At 63.6% G+C, this 13,051-nt stretch carries 11 protein-coding genes, 1 tRNA gene and 1 pseudogene; 5 read left to right on the forward strand and 8 right to left on the reverse strand.

The features are described 5' to 3' along the window. The 4 genes and pseudogenes from D2N39_RS20915 to cysQ form a co-directional block, all read right to left on the reverse strand. Positions 1-126 (reverse strand): annotated as a pseudogene (locus tag D2N39_RS20915) (UTP--glucose-1-phosphate uridylyltransferase); the annotation flags it as partial. A 180-nt stretch (positions 127-306) separates the two neighbouring features. After that, the gene (locus D2N39_RS20920; RefSeq protein ID WP_158589894.1) at positions 307-1,563 is read right to left on the reverse strand and encodes a glycosyltransferase family 2 protein; all 1,257 of its coding nucleotides are present in this window, start codon (positions 1,561-1,563) and stop codon (positions 307-309) included. Further along, positions 1,560-2,354: a 3-deoxy-manno-octulosonate cytidylyltransferase gene (locus D2N39_RS20925; protein ID WP_119136703.1), complete on the reverse strand. Its 795-nt coding sequence runs from the start codon at positions 2,352-2,354 to the stop codon at positions 1,560-1,562. The genes D2N39_RS20920 and D2N39_RS20925 overlap by 4 nt, the downstream gene beginning before the upstream one ends. Then, positions 2,351-3,145, reverse strand: a complete 795-nt coding sequence (gene cysQ, locus D2N39_RS20930) for a 3'(2'),5'-bisphosphate nucleotidase CysQ (protein ID WP_119136704.1) — start codon at positions 3,143-3,145, stop codon at positions 2,351-2,353. Before cysQ ends, D2N39_RS20925 begins: the two co-directional genes overlap by 4 nt. Positions 3,146-3,275: 130 nt before the next feature. Here cysQ and D2N39_RS20935 point away from each other — a divergent pair, with 130 nt between their 5' ends. The 4 genes from D2N39_RS20935 (at position 3,276) to dnaJ (ending at position 8,063) form a co-directional block, all read left to right on the forward strand. Continuing rightward, entirely contained in the window at positions 3,276-4,100 is an 825-nt protein-coding gene (locus D2N39_RS20935) for an ABC transporter permease (protein WP_119136705.1), read from the forward strand. A gap of 56 nt (positions 4,101-4,156) precedes the next feature. Continuing rightward, on the forward strand, positions 4,157-4,726 hold the full coding sequence (locus D2N39_RS20940; RefSeq protein ID WP_158589895.1) for an SH3 domain-containing protein: 570 nt from the start codon (positions 4,157-4,159) through the stop codon (positions 4,724-4,726). A gap of 201 nt (positions 4,727-4,927) precedes the next feature. Then, a complete protein-coding gene (gene dnaK, locus D2N39_RS20945) occupies positions 4,928-6,838 on the forward strand; it encodes a molecular chaperone DnaK (RefSeq protein WP_119136707.1) in 1,911 nt (636 codons plus the stop codon). 70 nt (positions 6,839-6,908) lie between these two features. Beyond that, positions 6,909-8,063 (forward strand): molecular chaperone DnaJ, encoded by a 1,155-nt coding sequence (gene dnaJ / locus D2N39_RS20950; protein WP_119136708.1) that lies wholly within the window; start codon positions 6,909-6,911, stop codon positions 8,061-8,063. Positions 8,064-8,098: 35 nt separating this feature from the next. On the opposite strand, the gene D2N39_RS20955 is transcribed toward dnaJ, so the two are convergent. Genes D2N39_RS20955 through dapF form a run of 3 tightly spaced genes read right to left on the reverse strand, consistent with a single transcriptional unit; the run spans position 8,099 to position 12,086 of the window. Then, positions 8,099-9,976, reverse strand: a complete 1,878-nt coding sequence (locus D2N39_RS20955) for a heavy metal translocating P-type ATPase (RefSeq protein WP_119136709.1) — start codon at positions 9,974-9,976, stop codon at positions 8,099-8,101. Positions 9,977-9,999: 23 nt separating this feature from the next. Beyond that, the gene (gene mtaB, locus D2N39_RS20960) at positions 10,000-11,253 is read right to left on the reverse strand and encodes a tRNA (N(6)-L-threonylcarbamoyladenosine(37)-C(2))-methylthiotransferase MtaB (protein WP_119136710.1); all 1,254 of its coding nucleotides are present in this window, start codon (positions 11,251-11,253) and stop codon (positions 10,000-10,002) included. Then, positions 11,250-12,086: a diaminopimelate epimerase gene (gene dapF, locus D2N39_RS20965; RefSeq protein ID WP_119136711.1), complete on the reverse strand. Its 837-nt coding sequence runs from the start codon at positions 12,084-12,086 to the stop codon at positions 11,250-11,252. Before dapF ends, mtaB begins: the two co-directional genes overlap by 4 nt. A 108-nt stretch (positions 12,087-12,194) precedes the next feature. On the opposite strand from dapF, the gene D2N39_RS20970 reads away from it, so the two are divergent. Further along, positions 12,195-12,270 (forward strand) — tRNA-Lys (locus tag D2N39_RS20970). Between the two features lie 252 nt (positions 12,271-12,522). Here the strand turns inward: D2N39_RS20970 and D2N39_RS20975 are convergent. Further along, positions 12,523-12,840 (reverse strand): hypothetical protein, encoded by a 318-nt coding sequence (locus D2N39_RS20975; RefSeq protein ID WP_119136712.1) that lies wholly within the window; start codon positions 12,838-12,840, stop codon positions 12,523-12,525. Positions 12,841-13,051: the final 211 nt, after the last annotated feature.

Here is a 13,051-nt window from a genome sequence, read left to right on the forward strand (position 1 = left end):
GTATTGGATCAGCGGGCGGTCCACCAGTGTCATGATCTCTTTCGGGATCGACTTCGTTGCGGGCAGGAAACGGGTTCCAAGCCCCGCAACCGGAAATACCGCCTTGGTGACCTTTCTGGGCTTCATGATCTGGCTCAATTCCTTTTGCATTCGCATGTTCTCAATGGCGCAAACGCGCCTCTTTCGGCAATGTTACCGCATTCCCAAGCCCATAACCAAGAAAAGTGACAAAAAGGCGCCATTTTGGAAGCCAACTGTGGGAATGCCGCCAGCTTGTGTCAGGCCTAACGTGGCCACTTGGCGCGCTCAAGATGCGCGTGAGGTGTCGGACGGGCATGGGCGCACTTCCGCCCATCTGTGACATTCCCGTGTAACGCGGCTCTGGAAGGAAACCAGTCGAAAGGCAGGCTCATCTCGCTGCGCCGCCCCGAAAAGACCACCCCATTGCAGCCAGTAGCCATCGGGGTGAAAGCCCGCACGATGACGCAAGGCCGTCGGGCTGAAACGCAACACAGTCGTTACCGCCCCGGAGGCCACGGCGGCCCGCGCCCGATGCGCCAGCTTCATGCGTTGCCAGACGCGCCCCGCGATCACCACACCGGGTCGCGCGCCAGTTGCGGGAAGCGGCAAAAATGCCGCGTCCCCCGCCGGCAGGGGCGGCAGACCTTGCAAGGGACGGGCTGCCCCCTCCGCTATGCCCGCATCCAGCCCGCGCAGCAGCAGTTCCACATCCCTCGGTTCGATCCGGCCGGCAACCATGTGGCGAAGCAGGCGGTGGCGTTGATCCCCCCGCAGTCTGTCCAGCGCCGCAGCCCATTCGCGTTCTCCGGCATGGCGGCGCAGAAACACCATGCTGGAGGCGCCGATTTCGCGCAGATCCAGTGGCACACGGTCAGCACGGCGGCGCGCACTGGCCTCAAACCCGTGATGCACCTGCGCATCGGGCACAATGGCGGTCAGGCCATGCGGTGCGAGCCGCAGCGCGACATCGGCATCTTCAAGATAGAACCGATAGGCGAGATCAAAGCCGCCAATGGCCAGAAGGACCTTGCGGTCAAAGGCACAATTGGTGCCCACGGGCTTCACCGCCTGCCGTGATGTCCCGGCACGCAGGCTGATGCCGGGCGGAAGGTGCAGCGCATGATCCTGCCCGGTCGCATCGACCTCGGCTGCCGTCCACTGGAAGGAAATGCCGTTTCGTCCGCGTGTGAACCCGGTTGCCGCGATTACTCCGGGGGTGCGGAAAGCGGCGGCCAGACGGCTGGCCCAGGTTGGCTCGGCCACGGCATCATCGTCGATGAAAGCCACAACGTCGCCCGCCGCAAGCGCAAGACCCGCATTGCGCGCCACAGACAGGTTGGGCACATCGGCCACAGCCAGCTTGCAGCCCACCCCCGCCGTCCGCATCGGGGCGACCACCGCCTCACAGGCGGCGTGGTCGGCCACGATACAAAGCTCCAGCTGCGGGTGATCCTGCTGCCGCAGCCCGGTCAGGCAGCGGCGCAAGGCATCCGGCCGCTGCCAGCTTGCCACGATCACGCTGATCGTGGGCAGATCGGTCACGCGCTGGCCATCTCGGCCATCATGGCCTCGATCCGGGGCACGTCTTCGGGGTTGTTCAGTTCCCAGAACTGGCGCCCCTTGGCTTCCACCTCGACGCAAAGCACATTGCGCCCCTGTTCAAGGAAGCGAAGTTGCTCCAGCCCCTCCAGGGCCTCCAGCGGACCAACCGGCCAGGACGGATAGGCGCGCAGTGCGCGGGGGCGATAGGCATAGACCCCGACGTGGTGGAAAACCGGCGTCGCATCCTCGTCTGCATAGGTTTTCCCGGTGTAGGGGATCACCTCTTTCGAGAAATAGAGCGCCCGACCACCCGTGCCGAATACAGCGGTGGTGCCGCCGACGCGCCCTGACCGGCGATCCGCCAGAAAGCCGTTCAGCGCCCGGCCATCGCAGCGCAGCACCGGCGTCGCAATGTCGGCCTGACTGTCCGAGCGCAGCCCGGCAATCAGATCCTCGACGAACCATGCAGGCGTCAGCGGCGCGTCGCCTTGCAGGTTCACCACCATCTCGTACCCCGGCAGTTTCGCCGCCACTTCGGCGCAGCGCTCGGTGCCGTTCTGGCAGGCAGAGGAGGTCATCACCACCTCGGCGCCAAAGCTTTCGGCATGGGCCTTGATACGGTCGTCATCGGTGGCAACCACCACGCGATCCACCCCCTTCACGCCCTGCGCGGCCTCCCACGAACGACGGATCAGGGTCTTTTCTCCGTCCGGCCCTTTCAGCGACACCAGCGGCTTGCCCGGATACCGGGTCGAGGCATAGCGGGCAGGGATGGCCAGAAGGACGCTCACTTCTTCAGCTCCACGCCCGGCGCGTAGGCGATGAAGAACGGGTTGTCCCAGCCCGCCTTGCCATAGGCCAGCGGCGTGTGATCATCAAAACGCACGACATGGCCCCCTGCCCCGCGCAGCACCGCATCGCCCGCCGCCGTATCCCATTCCATCGTTCGGCCAAGGCGCGGGTAAAGATCGGCTTCCCCCGTCGCCACCAGACAGAATTTCAGCGACGACCCGGCCGAGGTCATGTCCTTGACGCCATATTTTCCGATGTAATCATCTGTCGCAGCATCGCGGTGCGACTTGGAAGCAACGACCATCAGCGCATCATTGTCCGGCGCGCTGACGCGCAGCGGGGTGACCGGGCCGCGCGCGGCCTTGTCGAAAGCGCCGGTTTCCTCGACCGCAGCGCCATCCTCCTGCGTGTAGAACAGCCGCCCCTTGGCCGGGGCATAGACCACACCGCGCAGCGGCACGCCATTTTCGACATAGGCGATGTTGACGGTAAAATCGCCGCGGCGCTGCACGAATTCCTTGGTGCCATCCAGCGGATCGACGATCAGGAAGGTCGAGGCACGCAGATCATGGCTTGCCGCCTGTTCCTCTGTGATCAGGGTTACATCCGGAAATTCCGCGCGCAGGCCCGCCGCGATGATGGCATCGGCCGCCTCGTCCGCCTCGGTCACCGGGCTGGAATCGCTTTTGGACTTCACCTCGAACTCGGGCGAATTGTAGATCTCCATGATCCGGTCACCCGCTTCAAGGGCAAGGCGGCGAATGACGGGAATGAGGGTCGAATGATCCATGGGCAGGCTCCGGTTGGCCCGTCGGGCCTTAATGTTGCTTCATTTTTCTGATCCCCTTATCATCCGTCGCTAAGGGATCGGCAAGATTTCCCGCGCAAGATGGGAACAGAGCCCAAAGAGGTGCGGCAGAATGTTCGAGGCAGAACGCGCAAGGTCGTCGGCACAGTCGGCCTTTGCCACGCTGGAACTTATTTTCCATGCCAGTGTGCGGCATGTGCGGCAAGGCCACGGCAATGCCGTCATCGGACTGCTTCTGAACATGGTGCAGACCGTCGTTCTGGTTCTGGTCTTCTATACAATGATGACGCTGATGGGTTCGAACCGAGCGGCGGCGGTACGCGGCAATTTCGTGCTTTACGTCATGTCAGGCGTCTTCATGTTCATGACCCATTCCAAGGCGCTTGGGGCCGTGGCGGGGGCCGAGGGGCCGACCTCTGCCATGATGAAACACGCGCCGATGAACACCATCGTTTCGATCGCCTCCTCGGCGCTCAGTTCGCTTTACCTGCAACTGCTCTCGGCCTCGTGTGTGCTATACGGCTATCATGCGGCCTTCACGCCCATCACCATCCATGATCCTGTCGGCGCAATGGCAATGATGCTGTTGTCCTGGGCCTCGGGGGTAGCCATCGGCATGATCTTCCTTGCCGCAAAACCATGGGCGCCGGATATTTTCGGTGTCGTGACAATGGTTTACATGCGCGCGAACATGATCGCCAGTGGCAAGATGCTGATCGCCAATCAGGCGCCACACAAGATTCGGCAATGGTTCGACTGGAATCCGCTGTTCCACACGATTGACCAGGGCCGTGGCTTCGTTTTCATGAATTATCACCCGCATTACACTTCGATCGCCTATGCGCTGAAGGTAACTTGCATTTGCTTCGTCATCGGGATGATGGCGGAATTCTATACCCGGAAACATATCTCGGCCAGTTGGTTCTCCAAACGATGAAGCGGCTCGTTGCTGTCCTGATATCCTGCCTCTGCCTCCCTGCCATGGCACAGGACATGCCCGCATTGTTCGATGTGCAGGGCGTGGCCGTAAACGACGTGCTGAACATCCGTGCCGCGCCTGAAGCCGGGGCTGGCCTGATCGGCAGCCTGTCACCCGGTGCCCGTTCGGTCGAGGTGGTGGAGATTGCGCCGAATGGCACATGGGGCCGCATCAATACGGGCGAGGCATCGGGCTGGGTTTCGATGCGCTACCTGACACCCGCGTCGGGACCCGGGTGGCAAAGCCTTGACCGGCCGATGCGTTGTTTTGGCACCGAGCCCTTCTGGTCGCTGGCCTACGATCCCGCGCGGCGCAATATGACCCTGTCGCAGATGGGCGATGAAAACGGGCCTCTGGGTCTGTGGATCGACTGGCATCTGTCCAGCAGCAGCCGTTCCGGGCAGATCGGCTGGGCCATCGAAGGCCCGGCGCGACGCGGCTTTGCCACGCTGACCGCCGAAGCCTGCAATGACGGGATGAGTGACCGGAGCTATGGCCTTTCGATCAGCCTGTTCGTCAATCCATCACAGGAAAGCAGCGCCGAACCCGTCGCGCTTTCGGGCTGCTGTTCGCTTGCGCCCTGATCCGGCGGAACACCGGGCCGAAATGCCGACGTTCCGCAGAAATTCATCCGATTGTCATGCTTGCAGGGGCTTTTCCCCCTGCCTATATACGCCGGGAAGCCGGTTTGGAGCGGGCCGCTCCGCCGCTTGAAATGGGATCGGGGACGGAAGCCTTTTCAGGGTCCGCCTCCACAACATCGCCGAAAGAAGAGGTATCATATCATGGCCAAAGTCATCGGGATCGACCTCGGGACCACGAACTCCTGCGTTGCCATCATGGATGGGTCGCAACCGCGCGTCATCGAGAACTCCGAAGGGGCTCGCACCACGCCCTCCATCGTGGGCTTTACGGAAAATGAACGTCTGGTCGGACAGGCCGCCAAGCGGCAGGCCGTCACCAACCCCACCAACACCGTTTTCGCGGTCAAACGCCTGATCGGGCGCCGCGTGACCGATGCCGAGGTGGAAAAGGACAAGAAACTGGTTCCCTATTCCATCGTGAACGGTGGCAACGGCGATGCCTGGGTCGAGGTCCGGGGCGAGAAATATTCGCCGGCGCAGGTCAGCGCCATGATCCTTCAGAAGATGAAGGAAACCGCCGAAGCCTATCTTGGTGAAACCGTCACCCAAGCCGTGATCACGGTTCCGGCCTACTTCAACGACGCCCAGCGGCAAGCCACCAAAGACGCGGGCAAGATCGCCGGTCTTGAAGTGCTGCGCATCATCAACGAGCCTACCGCCGCTGCGCTGGCCTATGGTCTCGACAAGAAAGAAACCCGCACCATCGCGGTCTATGACCTTGGCGGCGGCACCTTCGACATCACCATTCTTGAAATCGACGACGGCCTCTTTGAGGTGAAATCCACCAACGGGGATACGTTCCTCGGCGGTGAGGATTTCGACATGCGCATCGTCAATTACCTCGCCGAAGAGTTCAAGAAAGAGCATGGCGTTGACCTGACGCAGGACAAGATGGCCCTGCAACGCCTGAAGGAAGCCGCCGAAAAGGCGAAGATCGAGCTGTCGTCCTCCAGCCAGACCGAGATCAACCAGCCGTTCATCTCGATGGACCGCAACTCGGGCACGCCGCTGCACATGGTCATGAAACTGACCCGCGCCAAGCTGGAAAGCCTGGTGGATGACCTGATCAAGAAGTCGATGAAGCCCTGTCAGGCGGCGCTGAAGGATGCGGGCCTGTCGATCAACGACATCGACGAGGTGGTTCTGGTCGGCGGGATGACCCGCATGCCGAAAGTCATCGCGGAAGTGACCAAGTTCTTCGGGAAAGAGCCCCACAAGGGCGTGAACCCCGATGAGGTCGTGGCGCTGGGTGCCGCCATTCAGGCCGGCGTGCTGCAAGGCGACGTGAAGGATGTGGTTCTGCTGGACGTGACCCCGCTGTCGCTGGGTATCGAAACGCTGGGCGGTGTGTTCACCCGTCTGATCGACCGCAACACCACCATCCCGACCAAGAAAAGCCAGGTCTTCTCGACCGCCGAGGACAACCAGAATGCCGTGACGATCCGGGTGTTCCAGGGTGAACGCGAGATGGCCGCCGACAACAAGCTGCTGGGCCAGTTCAACCTTGAAGACATCCCGCCGGCCCCGCGCGGCATGCCGCAGATCGAGGTGACCTTCGACATCGACGCCAACGGCATCGTGTCGGTTTCCGCCAAAGACAAGGGCACCGGCAAGTCACAGAACATCACGATCCAGGCTTCGGGCGGTCTGTCCGATGACGAGATCGACAAGATGGTCCGCGACGCCGAGGCCAATGCCGAAGCCGACAAGAAGCGCAAGGAACTGGTGGAAGCCCGCAATCAGGGTGAAGGCCTGCTTCACTCGACCAAGAAATCTCTGGCCGAGCACAGCGACAAGGTCGATCCCTCGACCGTCGAGGTCATCGAACTGGCGATGGGTGCGCTTGAGGAAACGCTCAAGTCCGATGATGCGGGCAAGATCCGCGGCGGCATCCAGAACCTGACCGAAGCCGCGATGAAGCTTGGCGAAGCCATCTACAAGGCGCAGCAGGCCGACGGTGACGGCGGTGGCGACGAAGATGGCCCCCGTTCGGTCGATGACGACATTGTCGATGCTGATTTCGAGGATCTCGGCGAAGACAAGCGGAAGTAAGACCGCGGAAATCCGAAGGGGGCGGTCCGGCAACGGGCCGCCCCTCTCCGGTTCCGAAGGGGGATAAGCCATGGCAAAACGTGACTACTACGAGGTGCTCGGCGTCTCGCGCGGGGCATCTGCGGATGAACTGAAGAAAGCCTACCGGGCCAAGGCCAAAGAGCTTCACCCCGACCGCAACTCCGACAATCCCAATGCCGAAGCCGAGTTCAAGGAAGTGAACGAGGCTTATGACGTTCTGAAGGATGCCGACAAGAAGGCCGCTTATGACCGTTTTGGCCATGCGGCGTTCGAAGGCGGCATGGGCGGCGGCGGCGGCCCGCGCGGTGGCGGCTTCAGCGGCAATGGCGATTTCGCCAGCGCCTTCTCGGACGTGTTCGAGGATCTGTTCGGCGATTTCATGGGCGGCGGCGGTCGTGCCGGAGCACGCTCGCGTGCACAGCGCGGCTCGGACCTGCGTTACAACCTGCGGATCAATCTGGAAGAAGCCTACAAGGGTGTCCAGAAAACCATCAACGTCCCGGCTTCGGTACCTTGCGATGCCTGTCACGGCACCGGCGCCGAAGGCGGTGCCGAGCCTGTCACCTGTCCGACCTGCTCGGGTATGGGCAAGGTGCGGGCGCAACAGGGCTTTTTCACCGTCGAACGCACCTGCCCGACCTGCAACGGCATGGGGCAGATGGTGAAGAACCCCTGCAAGGTCTGTCAGGGTGCCGGCCGGGTGGAGAAAGAGCGCGCGCTTTCCGTCAACATCCCCGCCGGGGTGGAAACGGGCACCCGCATCCGGCTGGCTGGTGAGGGCGAGGCCGGTCTGCGCGGGGGGCCGACGGGCGACCTTTACATCTTCATCGAGGTGAAGGAGCACGCGATCTTCCAACGCGACGGCGTGCATCTGTTCTTCCGCGTGCCGGTGCCGATGGCCACCGCTGCGCTGGGGGGCGAGGTCGAGGTGCCGACAATCGACGGGGGCCGCAGTCGCGTGAAGGTGCCTGCGGGCAGCCAGACCGGCAAGCAGATGCGGTTGCGCGGCAAGGGTATGCCTGCGCTGCGCGGGGGCGGCACCGGCGATCTGCTGATCGAACTGGTGGTGGAAACCCCGGTGAACCTGACCGCCCGTCAGCGCGAACTGTTGCGCGAATTCGAGAAGCTGTCGGAAGAAAACAACCCCGAGGCCAGCTCCTTCTTCAAGAAGGTGCGCAGCTTCTGGGACGGGATGAAGAACTGAAATGACCGGGGCGCCCTTGTGGCGCCCCTTTCGTTTCAGGCCCGGCGGATCGGATCTGCCAGTAACCGCAGCCCGTTCAGCACCACCAGAACCGTGCCGCCCTCGTGCCCCAGCACTGCCAATGGCAACGGCAGGTCGAAGAACAACCCGCCCACCACCAGCACCAGCATGGCGCCCAGCGCGAAGATCAGGTTCTGCCGGATGATGCGCGCCGTGCGGCGGGCCAGATGTCGGGCAGCGGCCAGTTGCCCCATCTCGTTCGACATCAGAGCCACATCGGCGGCCTGCAAGGCGACCTCGCTGCCTGCCGCACCCATTGCAATGCCAACATCTGCGCGGGCCAGCGCGGCCGCATCGTTCACCCCGTCGCCGACAAAGGCCACGCGCCCCTGCGCCGCCAGATCACCCACCAGCGCCACCTTGTCCGCGGGCAGAAGATCGGCGTGGATCTCGGCCTCCTGAAACCCCAGTTCGGCCCCGATGCGGCGGGCGACAGCGTGTCGGTCGCCGGTCATCAACGCAAGGTTCAACCCCTCGGCCCGCAGCCGTGCCACAGCGGCGCGCGAGCTGTCGCGCGGTCGGTCTGCCACCGTTACCGCGCCGATCACCTGCGCCTCGCGCCCCAGCCAGATCAGCGTTTCCGCTCCGTCGCTGACACCGCCCAAATGCGGCAGATCGACCCCCATGCGGGCCGCCATCCGGGCGTTTCCGGCCCAGAGCGGGCCATCAGAATGCTGGCCGGTCACGCCTTCGCTGGGATGCGCACGCACCTCATGCACACCGACGGCGGCGATGCCACGCGTGGCGGCCTCGCGGCGGATCGCATCGGCAATCGGGTGCTCGGACTGCGCCTCGATCCCGGCGAGCAGGGCCAGAAAGGCGGTTTCGTCGGTCGTGTGCAGACCCGTCACCTCGGCCCGGCCGGTGGTCAGCGTGCCGGTCTTGTCAAAGGCGAAGGCACGCACCTCGGCCAAAGCTTCGAGGGCGCCACCGCCCTTGAACAGCACCCCGCCACGCGCCGCAGCCGACAAGGCCGACAGGATCGCGGCGGGAACCGAGATCACCACCGCACAGGGGCTGGCCGCGACCAGCAGCGTCGCCGCCCGGTAAAGCGCAGTATCGGTATCGGTGCCGACCGCCAGAAACCCCAGAAAAGCGGCAATCGCCCCCAGCAAGACCGCAATCGTATACCGCTGCCCGAACCAGTCAGAGAACCGCTCCGACGGCGCCTTTTGCGATTGGGCTTCAGTCACCAGCGCAACCATGCGGGCCACCGTGCTGTCAGCGGCGGCATGGCTGACCTCCACTTCCAGCACACCGTTCAGGTTCACCGTCGCCTCGAACACCCGGTCGCCCGGCGCCTTGTGCGCAGGCATCGATTCGCCCGTGATGGTCGAGAGGTCCATCGACGCCTCGCCTTCGAGGATCACACCATCCACCGGCACCCGCGCACCGGGCCGCACCACGACCATATCACCGGGCAGCAGGCTGGCCGAAGGCACCTCCACCACTTTATCGCCCTGTCGTTTCAGCGCTGTATCAGGGCGCAGCGCCATCAACGCCTCGACCGCGCGGCGGGCACGGCCCATCGCCCGCGTTTCCAGCGTTTCGGAAATGGCGAAAAGTGTCAGCAGGACGGCACCTTCCAGCGCCGAATCGACTGCGGCGGCGGCAAGCGCGGCAAGCACCATCAACAGGTCAATGTCGAGCCGCCGCTCTTGGAACAGCGCACCGAGTGCCGAAAGGCCTGTCGGCACACCAGCCGCCAGATAGACAGCGATCAGACCCGCCGGTCCCCACCAGCCGGGCAGCAGGAACGCACTGACCAAGGCCGCCGCCATGCCGGTCAGGACCAGGGCAGTCAACGGCAGATCCATGTCACCATGGTCGTGGGAGTGGCTGTGTTCGGTCATGGCTGTCCCCTTGCGGGACAAGCCTATGCGAGAAGCTGTTCGCCCGCAAAGCCGGTAATGCGCGCCGTGACGATCTGACCCTCGGGTTGATCGCTTTCGAAGCGGACTTCGGCGAAATGCTCTGTCCGGCCCATGCGCGGGGTCTCGGTCAGGATGTGACGCATCTCGCCTGCCTGGCTGGCCAGATACCGCGTCAGTGCGGCTTCACCCTCGGCCCGCAGCCGCGCGGCACGGGCCTTGGTGACCGCACCGTTCACCTGTGGCATACGGGCGGCGGGCGTGCCCTTGCGCGGGCTGAAGGGAAAAACGTGCAGGAAGGTCAAACCACAATCCCTGATCAACCGGACCGAGTTTTCGAACATCTGTTCGGTTTCCGTGGGGAAGCCAGCAATGATGTCGGCGCCGAACACGATGTCAGGCCGCAGACGCCGCGCCTCTTCACAGAAACGGATCGCATCGTCGCGCAAATGTCGGCGTTTCATCCGCTTCAGGATCATGTCATCCCCGGCCTGAAGGCTCAGGTGCAGATGCGGCATCAGGCGCGGCTCGGTCGCGATGGCCTGCATCAGCATCTCATCCGCCTCGATCGAATCGATGGAGCTGATGCGCAGGCGCGGCAGATCCGGCACCAGCCGCAGGATGCGCATCACCAGATCGCCAAGCCGCGGCGTCGCGGGCAGGTCTGCCCCCCAGCTCGTCAGATCAACGCCGGTCAGCACGACTTCCTGAAAACCCTTGTCTACCAGACGCTTGATCTGCTCAACCACGACGCCAGCAGGCACGGACCGCGAATTGCCCCGGCCATAGGGGATGATGCAGAAGGTGCAGCGATGGTCACAGCCGTTCTGCACCTGAACATAGGCACGATGGCGGCCGAACCCGTCGATGAGATGCCCGGCGGTTTCCCGCACCGACATGATGTCATCGACCTGAACCTTCTCGGTCAGACCGATCAGGTCGGGCGCACGCAGGCTTTGCCAGGTGTCGGCCTTCATCTTCTCGGTATTGCCGATGACCTTGGTCACCTCGGGCATTCCCGCAAAGGTTTCCGGCTCGGTCTGCGCAGCGCAGCCGGTAACGATGACCGGCGCACCGGGGTTTTCGCGAGCAAGGCGGCGGATTTCCTGCTTGGCTTTGCGCACCGCCTCTGCCGTAACCGCACAGGTGTTCACAATGACAGCATTATCCACACCCGCCGCTGCGGCGAGTTCCTTCATCGCTTCGGTCTCATAGGCATTCAGCCGGCAACCGAGTGTCGAAAACACCGGTACCGTCATAGCAGGCCCGACAGGAAATCCGGCCGCAGAATGCCGTCAAAGACACGGGCCACCGGCCCCGCCATCCAGACCCCGTCGTCGCGCCAGTCGATTTCCAGCATGCCGCCATCCACCACGATCTCGACCTTGCGCCCGGTCAGACCACGCTCCGCCGCAGCCACCGCCGTAGCACAGGCCCCCGAGCCGCAGGCCAGCGTGATCCCCGCGCCGCGTTCCCACACCCGCATGCGCAGCCTGTCGGGCCCCAGCAGGCTGGCAAATTCGACATTGGTGCGTTCGGGGAACAGCGCATGATGTTCGTAGACGGGGCCTTCGGCAGGCAAATCCACTGCCTCGGCATCCGCGACAAAGAAAACGCAATGGGGGTTGCCCATGCCGACCGCCACAGGCGTGCCGGGCAAGGGCAGGTGCGCGGTATCCTGCGGCGCGGCAAGCGGAATCTCCTGCCAGTCGCGTTGCGGGTGCCCCATGTTCACCGACACACGGCCGTCGGGCAGACGGCGGGCCAGCAACCGGCCGCGCTGAGTCACCAGTTCGACCGCATCACGGGCAAGCTGCCCCATCATGTAATCGCTGACACAGCGCGTGGCATTGCCGCAGGCCCCGGCCCGGCTGCCATCGGAATTCCAGAAATCCAGTGCGAAATCTGCCTCGGCCGAGTCGCGGATTTCAGCAAGCTGGTCAAACCCCACGCCGCGATTGCGGTCCCCCACCGCGCGCGCCAGCGCAGCAGTGACCACCGCCCCGCGCCCGCGCGAGTCGATCACCACGAAATCATTGCCTGCACCGTGCATCTTCATGAAGGGCAGGCCATGGGGGAAAAGCTCTGTCATGCCCGCCTCCTACCCCAGTTCAAAGGATTCTTCCAGAGATGACAATTTTCTGCGGATTGGCCCTTGACCGCCTCGGACGAACTCCGTAGTTAGCCGCTCACAGAAGGCGGGCCCGTAGCTCAGTTGGTAGAGCAACTGACTTTTAATCAGTGGGTCACAGGTTCGAATCCTGTCGGGCTCACCACTGTATCTTCCATTGCAGCATGACATAGACGTTACCCTCAGGGGTTCGTGTTGCGCTGCGGAAATTCATCGGAAAATGGCGCAAAACCCCGCCGTGCTGACGCACCGCGAGGTCGCATGAGTTTGTTTTTGATCTATAATTTGCAGACCGTGCCCCAGGACCATGGTGGAGCCCCCGCCTGACAAATGCGCCCTCCGCCCCTGCGCGTCGGGCCAGCAGTGTGAAGAGCGCGATTGTTGGTTGCAAACTGGGTCAGGTGTGGTTGGGACCATCGTCGCGGCCCCGGCCCCGGCCACCTTTCCGCCCGCCCCTGTCGTCGCCCGGCGCATCATCAGCCCCGCGCCCCTTGCCACCCCGGCGACCGCCCTTGTCGTCGCCCAGATCATGCGTTGCACCGTCATCGGCGCCACGTCCCCTGCGAACCTTCAGGATCTCGGCCCCGTCCTTCATGGAAAGGGAATGACCAAGCCGCGGCAGATGCGGGGTCGCGCCACCTGCACCGGGGGCAAGCGTGATGACGAAGGCGGTGAGCAGTGCGGCAGAAAGGCCGGGCTTCAGGATCTTGGACATATGAAGTTCCTCCAATGAACGCAGGCATCTTGCCTGGGCAAACCCAGCCTGACATTCCGCCCTCCCCGCTGGCGACAGCACCCGGACCCCTGCCCCGGCCACTCAGACCTCCGCTGTCCCTGCGTCGGACCTCAGGCAGACCCGAGTTCGGACCTTGGTCCGATGAGACTTGCAATCCTCCGGTCCCCACCGCCTGATAGATGGCGACAAC

Origin of the sequence: Gemmobacter lutimaris, from assembly GCF_003570715.1 — a bacterium.
Classification (GTDB): Bacteria; Pseudomonadota; Alphaproteobacteria; order Rhodobacterales; family Rhodobacteraceae; genus Gemmobacter; species Gemmobacter lutimaris.

Coding starts and splice junctions, on each gene's coding strand:
- cysQ (WP_119136704.1), bottom strand. CDS start 3,145: ATGGATCATTCGACCCTCATTCCCGTCATTCGCCGCCTTGCCCTTGAA.
- D2N39_RS20935 (WP_119136705.1), top strand. CDS start 3,276: ATGTTCGAGGCAGAACGCGCAAGGTCGTCGGCACAGTCGGCCTTTGCC.
- D2N39_RS20940 (WP_158589895.1), top strand. CDS start 4,157: ATGCCCGCATTGTTCGATGTGCAGGGCGTGGCCGTAAACGACGTGCTG.
- dnaK (WP_119136707.1), top strand. CDS start 4,928: ATGGCCAAAGTCATCGGGATCGACCTCGGGACCACGAACTCCTGCGTT.
- dnaJ (WP_119136708.1), top strand. CDS start 6,909: ATGGCAAAACGTGACTACTACGAGGTGCTCGGCGTCTCGCGCGGGGCA.
- D2N39_RS20955 (WP_119136709.1), bottom strand. CDS start 9,976: ATGACCGAACACAGCCACTCCCACGACCATGGTGACATGGATCTGCCG.
- mtaB (WP_119136710.1), bottom strand. CDS start 11,253: ATGACGGTACCGGTGTTTTCGACACTCGGTTGCCGGCTGAATGCCTAT.
- dapF (WP_119136711.1), bottom strand. CDS start 12,086: ATGACAGAGCTTTTCCCCCATGGCCTGCCCTTCATGAAGATGCACGGT.
- D2N39_RS20975 (WP_119136712.1), bottom strand. CDS start 12,840: ATGTCCAAGATCCTGAAGCCCGGCCTTTCTGCCGCACTGCTCACCGCC.